This window comes from Streptomyces sp. NPDC002851, from assembly GCF_053591935.1.
Genome location: NZ_JBSFUT010000021.1, coordinates 138106 through 146202 on the forward strand (window position 1 = coordinate 138106; position 8097 = coordinate 146202).

Annotated in this window: 3 protein-coding genes and 1 pseudogene; 2 read left to right on the top strand and 2 right to left on the bottom strand. The window is 69.9% G+C overall.

Annotation, left to right across the window (positions count from 1 at the left end):
* Positions 1–162: 162 nt before the first annotated feature.
* Together ACWD10_RS22745 and ACWD10_RS22750 are read right to left on the bottom strand one after the other, a co-directional pair.
* Positions 163–2946: pseudogene (locus ACWD10_RS22745) on the bottom strand (endo-1,4-beta-xylanase); the annotation flags it as partial.
* A gap of 155 nt (positions 2947–3101) precedes the next feature.
* Positions 3102–5066 (bottom strand): glycoside hydrolase family 48 protein, encoded by a 1965-nt coding sequence (locus ACWD10_RS22750; RefSeq protein WP_451093768.1) that lies wholly within the window; start codon positions 5064–5066, stop codon positions 3102–3104.
* A gap of 309 nt (positions 5067–5375) precedes the next feature.
* On the opposite strand from ACWD10_RS22750, the gene ACWD10_RS22755 reads away from it, so the two are divergent.
* Positions 5376–6581: a glycoside hydrolase family 5 protein gene (locus ACWD10_RS22755; protein WP_451093748.1), complete on the top strand. Its 1206-nt coding sequence runs from the start codon at positions 5376–5378 to the stop codon at positions 6579–6581.
* A 62-nt stretch (positions 6582–6643) separates the two neighbouring features.
* Positions 6644–8047: a glycoside hydrolase family 6 protein gene (locus ACWD10_RS22760; protein WP_451093750.1), complete on the top strand. Its 1404-nt coding sequence runs from the start codon at positions 6644–6646 to the stop codon at positions 8045–8047.
* The last annotated feature ends 50 nt before the right edge of the window (positions 8048–8097 follow it).

An 8097-nucleotide genomic window follows, 5' to 3' on the forward strand; every position in this document is an offset into this window, starting at 1 on the left:
GGTTGCTGTGGCTGTGGCTGTGGCTGTGGCTGTGGCTGTGGCTGTGGCTGTGGCTGTGGCTGCCGGAGTCTCGCCGGATGGCGCCGGTGTCCAGCCGAGTTCCTCCGCGATCCCGAAGTAGCCGGGTTTCGGGCGGAGTTCTTCGTCGTACGGGGTGGCCGCGCCCCAGCCGGGGAAGGTGCCGGGGATCCACGAGTCGGAGTCCGTGAACCCCCACACGGTCACGTTCCGGCAGCGCTCGACGGCCAGGCAGGCGGCGGTGACGGTCCGGTAGTCCTCCTTCTGCTGCGCCAACTCGCTCTCGTCGGCGGGGGTCGGGATACGGATGTCGAGTTCGGTGATCGCCACGTCGAGGCCGAGGTCGGAGAACCGGCGCAGATTCTCGGTCAGCGTGTCGGGCACCTTCCCGACGATCAGATGCCCTTGGAAGCCGATGCCGTCAAGGGGCACGCCGTCCGCGAGGAGGCGCTTCGCCAGGGCGTACATGGCGTCGCTCTTCGCCCCGATGCCGTCGGTGTTGTAGTCGCTGAGGTAGAGCCTCGCGTCCGGGTCGGCGGCGCGGGCGGCGCGCAGCGCGTCGGCGATGTAGCCCTCGCCGAGTTGCCGATACCAGAGGGTGTCGCGCAGCGTTCCGTCGTCGTCGAGTGGCTCGTTGACGACGTCCCAGTGGTCCACGCGGCCCTGGTAGCGGCCGGCTTCCGCGGCGATGTGGCCGGTCATGATCTGTCGCAGCTCGTCGTCCGGGAAGGTGCCCTGGGTGAGCCAGGCGGGCAGTTGCTGGTGCCATACCAGGGTGTGGCCGCGTACCGCCTGATCGTGGGCCTCGGCGAAGTCGACGACCCGGTCCGCGGCGGCCCAGGTGTAGCGCCCGCGCTCCGGCTCGACCGCGTCCCACTTCATCTCGTTACCGGGCGTGACGGAGCCGAACTGCCGCCCGGCCACGTCCGCGTAGCCACCGGTCAGCTTGCCGCCGGTGACGGCGGTGCCGTACCTGCGGCCGTGGGCGTCGGCGAGGTCGCGCAGCACCGGATCGGCCGACCGGCCCTTGTGGGCGGCTGGTTGCGGGGATGCGCCGGAGTCGGCCGCGGCCGTGTCCCCGTACATGATCCCGCGTCCGTTGGTGGACACGTACACCCGGCCGAAGACATTCGGGTCCCCGGTGATCGCCGCGCCGGTCCAGCCCCACTGGTGTGCGTCGTCGTTGATCCGCACCCAGCTCGCGCCCGCGTCGGTGGAGCGGAAGATGCCGCGTACGCCGTCGACTTGGGCGCTGATGTAGAGCGCGGGGTGGTCGCTGCCGGGTGCGGCCTTGCCGAAGCCGACCGTGTCCGCCTCCTCGACGCCGTCGACCCGGGTGAAGGTGGTGCCCGCGTCGGTGGAGTGCCACAGGCCGTACGTCGCGTTCTCCTTGCCGCCCGCGAGCCAGATGTCGCCCTGCTTGCCGGGGACGGCCTGGAAGCGGACGTTCCCTTCCTCCGGCAGGCCGTCCGCGCGCGCCTCGAAGGTCTTCCCGCCGTCGGAACTCACGTAGAACACACCGGACTTGAAGCCGTAGAACAGCTCCGGGTCTTCGCGGTCGGCCTCGACGGTCGCGCCCCGCGGGATGCCCGTCGATGCCTGCTGCGTCTCTGGCGGACCGCCCGCGCCGGTCGCGGTGTGTACGGCGGCGCCGGACGGGGGTGCGGCGAGATCGTTGACGGCGGTTTCCTCGAGGCCGCGCACCATCGGCGTGATCGTGAACTTTTCGCCCTTGTCCCACTCCCGCAGGTTCGTGGTGCCGTAGATGGTCGCGCCGGTTCCGTACAGCATGCGGTCCGAGTCGAACGGGTCGATCTCCAGGGCCTCCGTCATCCACCCGAGCTTCGGGCTCTGTTCGGGCGGCGCGGGCTTCGCGCCCCAGTCGAGCCACGGGACGGATGAGGTGTCCATGGTGTAGCGGTTCTTGCGCTCCGGATACGGCTCGTAGTCCCAGGCGGACGTCCAGGTGGCGCCGCTGTCGGCGGAGCGGAAGATCTGAGTGTCGGGCCACCAGGAGCTGTAGCCGGTGACCATGACGGTGCCGGGGTGCTGCCGGTCGACGGTCAGTCCGCTGTAGCCGTAATAGGTTTCGGCGGCGGGTGCGGGGCTGATGTCCGTCCACTTGCCGGTTTCGGTCGCGTACCGCCAGACCTGTCCGGCGCCGCCGTCGTAGGGGCCGCCCTTGTCGCTGTACGCGAGATACAGGTAGCCGTTCTCGGCGTCGAGGACGCCCTTGTGGGCCAGGAGGCCGGTGGGCTGTCCGTCAAGGCGCTGCCAGGTGCTGCCCGCGTCGGTGGAGCGGTAGACGGCGTTCTCCTTGTCGGCGACGCCCACGTACACCGTCTGTGTCCGGGATCCCGGCTGGCCGGTCGACTCGTCGAGCGTGACCCAGGCGATGCCCTGGTTGTCGGAGGCGTAGCCGGACTCGTCGCTCGGGTCCTGCTGGTAGTTGCCGGGGTTGGGGAAGGCGGTGACCTCGGACCAGGTGACGCCCGCGTCCGTGGAGCGCCACAGGCCGTGGCCACTCGGGGCGCCCAGGTAGAGGACGCGGTTGTCGTGCGGGTCGACGGCGAGGCGCTCGCCCATGCCGCGGCCCGGCATATTGCCGCCGAGCTTGAACGGCAGGCCGGTCTTCTGCCAGGTGTCACCGCGGTCGGCGGACCGCAGGACGGCGCCGTTGCCCGGGTCCCAGTCATTGGTGTACGTGCCCACGGCGGCGTACACGCGGTCCGGTTCGACCGGGTCGGAGGCGAGGGAGACCGCGCCCGTGTGGCCCCAGTCGTCCCAGCCGATGTGGTCGAGGAGCGGTGTCCAGGACTGTGTTTCCTGCTGCCAGCGGTAGGCGCCGCCGATGTCGGTGCGGGCGTAGGCGAGGTTCTTCTCGGTGCGGTTGAAGACGATGCCGGGGACGAAACCGCCGCCGTCCATGCGGACGTTCTTCCAGGTGTACGGTTCGGCGGCGGCCGGAGGCGCGGGTGCGGCGGCTTCGGACCGGGCTTCGGGCCCGGCTTCGGCGGCGGCTCCGGTGAGCAGGCTCGCGAGGAGGGCGAGGGTCCCCACGAGGACGGTGCGCACGCGCCCGTTCATGATTCGAGCAGCTCCGCGTACGTGCCCATCGCCAGGGCGAAGTCCACCTGGGCCCAGAACCGGTGATAGGTGAACTCCGGGACGGCGCCGCCGTCCAGGTAGTCCCGCACCTTCGGCCAGTCCGGGTCGTCCGTATAGAACGAGCGGATGGAGGCGAAGGTCGCCGAGGCGTCGACGGTGTCGCCGTTCGGCATGGTGCCGCTCCAGCCGTCCGGGGTGAACACGGCGTCCTGGAACCGCTTGTAGTCGTCGCGCTGCTCGGGCACGGCCACGCCCTTGTCGTCCCGGTGGTGCGCCCATACGCCGTCGAGCAGCGCCTTGGCGGTGGCGGCCGCGGCCTCGTGGCCGGACTTCGCGGCGTACTGGACGAGCGTGCGCGCGTACGCGCCCGCCACACCCACATCGTCGGTGTGCTCGGTCACGGAGACGTGAAGTGACGTGTTGTCGCCCGGACTTGAGGGGTCCCAGGTGTCCGGGGCGCCGGACCACCGGAGCGTGGCGGGGATGGCGTAGGTGCCGTCGTCGGCGATGGTCGTCTCGGAGAGCGCCCAGGTGACCCACTTGTCGAGCACGGCCTTGGCATCGGCGTCGCCGGTCTCCTTGTAGTAGGCGGCGAGCCGCTCCATCGACCAGGCCTGGAAGCCGAACCACTGGTTGGACGGCGGGTCGTGGTAGACGGGCTTCTCGTCGTAGGCCATGCCGTAGAAGGTGGGGGTACCGGCGGGCGGCTCGGCGTAGTGGCCCTGCCAGCTGTTGGTGGCGCCACCCGCGAGGGCGCCTTCGGCGGACTGGAGCCAGCGGTAGAACTCGATCTGCCGCTTCAGGCTGGCCGCCCAGTCCGCCTTCGCGGAGGCCGACTTGGGGGCGAGCGGGGCATAGCCGCTCAGGGCGTGGGCGGCGAGGGGGTTCTGGTAGCCGCCGTGTGCGTGGCTCGAGCCGATCCGCCAGGCCCAGCCGGCCGCGGTGTCGGTGGCGCCGCCCCAGGCGAAGTACCAGGAGAGCAGGTAGTGGGCGCTGCTCTTGCCGCTGCCGGGGGTGCAGCCGGTGGGGTCGGTGCAGTCACCGATCTCCTTGAAGTACTTGTCGAACAGGGCGTAGCGCAGGTAGTCGCCCATCTTCGCGGCCTTGGCGACGGTGGCGGCGACGTCGGCCTCCTTGCCCTGCGCCGCGGCCCACTTGTGCGCCCAGTAGGCGGCCTGTACGGCACGCGCGTCGGCGTCGGGGGCGTTGGTGAACCGCCACTGCTTCGCGTAATTCGCGTCGCCGGTGAACAGGTCGAGGAAGCCGTTGGGGCCGCCGTGGGCGAACTCCTCGCGGCTGGGGTGCGGGACGGTCTCCCAGACGGATTCCTGCGGTCCGCGCTGGAAGGTGTTGATGTACGTCGGGGTCGCGCCGTCACCGCCGTAGCCGTAGGTGTTGTCGACGTCCTGGAGCCAGTGCATGGCGTAGATGTCGTCGGTGCCGTAGGCGCCGCGCAGTTCGGCGGCGAGCGGGTCGGAGCCGACCGGGACCCCGGCGTCGAGCTGCGCCGGGTACTGGTCCGGAGTGTCCCATTCGGGCGCGTAGGTGGCCGGTTTCGCGGCATTGTAGAAACTGTTCGTCGGCTGCTGGTCCTGGCTCGGGATCATGAATTTCTCCATGGTTTCCCAGGCCGCGTTGAAGCGGTCCCATTCACCTGTGACCTTGCCGTACATGGCTTGGAGCCAGATCAGATAGCTGTAGGCCTCGGAGGTCGTTTCGTGGCCGTGGTCGGGGGCCTCGACGATGAGGGTTTCCACCGCGTGGTACGGAATGCCGTCCGGCGAGAAATAGCCGTTCGCCGGGTCGGTCAACTGCCCGTACAGATCGAGGAAGCGCTGCTCGTACTCGGTCGCGTTCGGTGCCGCGGCACCCTTCTGAGCTGCGGGTCCGAGGGTGACGGCGAGCGGTGTGAGCGCGGCCGCGGCACCGAGGCCGAGGATGCGGCGGCGGGTGAATCTCATGACGAAGGTCCTCCACTTGCTTCTGCGGGGGGTGCTCCGGAGAGGGAGCCGAAACCAGTGGGAGCGCTCCCAAGAAACAGTTGGGGCGGACCGGCAGTCAAGGGCTCTGCCGGTATTCGACGGGCCTTCGACAGTCGAATTGATTCGACGGAGAAATATGCGGCCGCGGTGCGGTCGCGGTTCGGATATCTCGGCAACTCCCCTTACTTCGGCGGCGACTTGCTGCTAGCTTCCACGCTCACCAGTGGGAGCGAATCCATCCGTCGAAAGATCGGTAAGGACTCGCTCATGCGACACCCCCCACCTCACCTTCCCCGATTACGGCGACGCCTGCTCGCGCTCACGACGGGGCTGCTGCTCGCGTGCGCCGGGCTGTTCACGCTGCCCTCCGCGTTCGCGTCCGGAGCGTCCGGGACATCCGGAGCGTCCGGGGCATCCCGGGAGGCGGACCACGAAACGGTGGCCGCCGCACCCGAACTGCGCGTCGAGGGCAACCAGTTCGTGGAAGCGACCGGCGACGGCACGCCCCGACGGCTGCTCGGCGTGAACCGCTCCGGCGGCGAGTACATGTGCGTACAGGGCCATGGCATCTTCGACGGCCCGGTGGACGACGCCTCGCTGCAGAAGATCGCCGACTGGAACGCCAACACCGTACGCATCCCGCTCAACGAGGAGTGCTGGCTCGGCACCGACCACATCGACCCGCGCTACGCGGGCGAGCCCTACATCGCGGCCGTCACCGACCTGGTGACCCGCGTCAAGGCGCTCGGCATGACCCCGGTCGTCGAGCTGCACTGGTCCTGGGGCAGCTACACGGGGCACGACAACCACTGCCCGGACACCGAGGTGGCGTCCTGCCAGAAGCCGATGCCCAACGCCCGCTACACGCCCGCCTTCTGGACCTCGGTCGCCGAGACCTTCAAGGACGACCGGGCGGTGGTCTTCGACCTGTTCAACGAGCCGTTCCCGGACCGCGCCATGCCGGGCGCGGGTGCGGACGCCGCCTGGCGGTGCTGGCGGGACGGTGGCGACGCCTGCACCGGCATCGACTACGAGGTCGCCGGGATGCAGGACCTGATCGACGCGGTACGCGGCACGGGCGCGGAGAACGTCGTCCTCGCCACCGGCCTGGCGTACGCCAATGACCTGAGCGGCTGGCTCGACCACCGGCCCGAGGACCCGACCGGCAATCTCGCCGCCGAGTGGCACGTCTACAACTTCAACGTCTGTGTGGACGAGGCCTGTTGGGAGCGGACGCTGGCCCCGGTCGCCGAGCAGGTCCCGCTGATCGCGGGCGAGAACGGCGAGAACACCTGCGGGCACGGCTTCATCGACCGGGTCATGACCTGGTTCGACGCGCGCGAACTCTCCTACCTGGGCTGGACCTGGAACACCTGGGACTGCTCCGCCGGACCCGCCCTGATCTCGTCCTACGACGGCACTCCGACCGCGTACGGCATCGGACTCCGCGACCACCTGCGCGGCCTGGGCTGACCTTCCGGGCTACTGCCCTTCCCGAACCGCAGTTCAACGACTCACCTCGAGAGGAACCCCCCATGAGCCATGCACACCGCCGCGCCTCGCTCCCCCGAGGACGGCGCACCGCCCTGCTCGCCGGAAGTCTCTTGGTCGCCGCGGCCGCTGCCGGTACCGCGACCGCGCTGCCCACCGGCGGTCCCGGTGCCGCAGTGGCCTCCGACGCCGCCGCGCCCACCGCCCGCGTCGACAACCCGTACGAGGGCGCAAAGGTCTATGTGAACCCGGAGTGGTCCGCGAAGGCCGCCGCGGAGCCGGGTGGCGACGCGATCGCCGACCAGCCGACCGGTGTCTGGCTGGACCGGATCGCCGCCATCGAGGGCACCGACGAGGCCAGAGGGCTCCGCGGCCACCTGGACGAGGCGCTGCGGCAGGGCGCGGACGTCGTCCAGGTGGTGATCTACAACCTGCCGGGCCGGGACTGCGCCGCGCTCGCCTCCAACGGCGAGCTGGGACCCACCGAGATCGACCGTTACAAGACCGAGTACATCGACCCGATCGCCCAGATCCTGGCCGACGAGAAGTACGCGGGCCTGCGCATCGTGACGACCGTCGAGATCGACTCGCTACCGAACCTCGTCACCAACACCGGCGGCCGCCCCACCGCGACCCCCGAGTGCGATGTGATGAAGGAGAACGGCAACTACGTCAAGGGCGTCGGCTACGCGCTCGCGCAGCTCGGCGCCATCGACAACGTCTACAACTACGTCGACGCGGGCCACCACGGCTGGATCGGCTGGGAGGACAACTTCGCCCCCTCCGCGCAAGTGATGTTCGAGGCCGCCAACGCGGAGGGCGCGAGCCCGGACGACGTGCACGGCTTCATCGCCAACACGGCGAACTACAGCGCCCTGAAGGAGGAGAACTTCGCCGTCACGGACACGGTGGGCGGCCGCTCGGTGCGCGAGTCGAAGTGGGTCGACTGGAACAACTCGGTGGACGAGCTGACCTTCGCCCAGACGTTCCGCGAGCAGCTGGTGTCGACCGGCTTCGACGCCGGGATCGGCATGCTGATCGACACCTCCCGCAACGGCTGGGGCGGCGAGGCCCGGCCCTCCGGACCGGGCCCCGAGTCGAGCGTGGACGAGTACGTCGACGGAGGCCGCTACGACCGCCGCATCCATGTCGGCAACTGGTGCAACCAATCGGGCGCGGGCCTGGGCGAGCGCCCGCAGGTCGCACCGGCCGCCGGTATCGACGCGTATGTGTGGATGAAGCCGCCGGGCGAGTCCGACGGGTCGAGCAAGGAGATCCCGAACGACGAAGGCAAGGGCTTCGACCGGATGTGTGACCCGACCTACGAGGGCAATCCGCGCAACGGCAACAACCCGTCGGGCGCCCTGCCGGACGCGCCGCTGTCCGGGCACTGGTTCTCCGCCCAGTTCCAGGAGCTCCTGAAGAACGCGTATCCGCCGGTCAAGTAGACAAGGACGCCCGGTACTCGGGTCAGCGGGCCGGGTATGCCGCCACGAGG

What these genes read in the sequence shown, in the direction of transcription:
- ACWD10_RS22760 (WP_451093750.1), top strand. Translation starts at nt 6,644, where the DNA reads ATGAGCCATGCACACCGCCGCGCCTCGCTCCCCCGAGGACGGCGCACC.
- ACWD10_RS22755 (WP_451093748.1), top strand. Translation starts at nt 5,376, where the DNA reads ATGCGACACCCCCCACCTCACCTTCCCCGATTACGGCGACGCCTGCTC.